Origin of the sequence: Streptomyces sp. MBT53 (genome assembly GCF_016654115.1) — a bacterium.
Classification (GTDB): domain Bacteria; phylum Actinomycetota; class Actinomycetes; order Streptomycetales; family Streptomycetaceae; genus Streptomyces.
The window spans coordinates 1-1,599 of sequence record NZ_JAEQAZ010000426.1 but is presented as its reverse complement, the minus strand read 5'-3'; the positions used below and the strand labels follow the sequence as shown (position 1 = coordinate 1,599).

The window sequence follows — 1,599 nt, the reverse complement described above, 5'->3', positions numbered from 1 at the left end:
GTCCCGGTCCCGGTCCCGGTCGCGGTCCCGGGGGTGTCCTCGTCCGCCCAGCGCAGCGCGAGGGCGGCGGCCTTGCGGGCGGCCTCGGCGACGGCCTCGGGTCCGCCCTTGCCCTGCGCCGCCGCGTAGCCGACCAGGAAGGTGGTCAGCGGGGCGGCGGGCCTGGCCACTCCGTGGGCGGCGTCGCGGGCGAGGTCGAGCAGGATGCCGGTGTCGACGTCCAGGTCGATGCCCAGTTCGTCCTTGACTGCGGAAATCCATTCATCCAACACGTGCCCATGCTCCCTGATGCGTGCCCTGGCGATGGCGAGGTCGTCCCAGGTGTCGCAGTCGAAGGACGCGACGGGGTCGGGGACGCGGGTGAGGTCGAGGGCGGCGGTGAGCCGGCGCAGGGGCAGCCCGGTGAGGCTGCCGTGCTCGTCAGCGAGTGCCGTCAGCTCGCGGCGGAGTGCCTGCGCGCCGTACGCGGCCACGAGGGGCTGGTCGCGTCCGTCGGCGTCGGTGAGCAGCACGCCTTCGGTGCCGCCCGTCCGCAGTGCGGTCAACAGCCGCCGTACGGTTGCCGGTTCGAGGAACGGCAGGTCGGCGGAGAGGACCAGGACGGTGTCGGCCGTGGTGTGGCGCAGACCGGCGTCGAGCGCGGCGACCGGGCCCGCGCCGGGCGGCTCCTCGCGGGCCCAGCGCACCGCACGGGGAGTGGGCCGGGGGTCGGCGACCACGACGGTGGTGCGGGCGTCGGCGCAAGCGGTGAGCACCCGGTCGAGCAGGGCCCGGCCACCGACGCGCAGCCCGGGTTTGTCGGCACCGCCGAGCCGCCGGGCGACACCACCGGCGAGCACGACGGCGTCGTACGCGTCGCCGGGCGCGGAGTCGGGGGGCTCGTACGCGGTCACCCCCCGAGTATGCGGGCCGCCCTGATCACAGGGAACTTGTGCGGGCTTCCGTGATCACAGGTTGCGCAGCAGCACCGCCGGCTGTTCCACACAGTCCGCCACATATCGCAGGAAACCGCCCGCCGTACCGCCGTCGCAGACCCGGTGGTCGAAGGTGAGCGAGAGCTGCACGACCTGGCGTACCGCCAACTCGCCCTCGTGCACCCACGGTTTGGGGACGATCCGGCCGACGCCGAGCATCGCCGCCTCGGGGTGGTTGATGATCGGCGTGGAACCGTCAACGCCGAACACCCCGTAGTTGTTGAGCGTGAAGGTGCCGCCGGTGAGATCCCCGGGGGTCAGCGTCCCGGACCGACCCGCCTCGGTGAGCCGGGCGAACTCCGCGCTCAGCGCCTCCGCGTCCCGCGTCCCCGCGTCCCGTACGACGGGGACGACGAGTCCGCGTTCGGTCTGCGCGGCGAACCCGAGGTGCACCCGGTCGAACCGGACTATCTCCCGCGCCTCCATGTCCACGCTGGAGTTGAGCTCGGGGAACCGGGCCAGCGCGGCCGTGCAGATCCGGGCGAGGAGGGCCAGTACGGAGATCTTGGGCCCGGCCACGGCGTTCATGGCAGCGCGGGTGCGCATCAGCTCGGTCGCGTCGGCGTCCACCCAGCAGGTCGTGTCCGGGATCTCGCGGCGACTGCGGGAGAGCTTGTCGGCCACG

2 protein-coding genes are annotated in these 1,599 nt (G+C 73.5%); both read right to left on the bottom strand.

Going from position 1 to position 1,599, the window contains the following annotated elements; translation table 11 throughout:
* Positions 1–893, bottom strand: an 893-nt coding sequence (locus tag JHN45_RS51845; RefSeq protein WP_201056472.1) for an NTP transferase domain-containing protein, incomplete at its 3' end; no start/stop codon positions are given.
* Positions 894–947: 54 nt separating this feature from the next.
* On the bottom strand, positions 948–1,599 hold a 652-nt coding region (locus JHN45_RS51840; RefSeq protein WP_201056470.1), incomplete at its 5' end, for a dihydrolipoamide acetyltransferase family protein.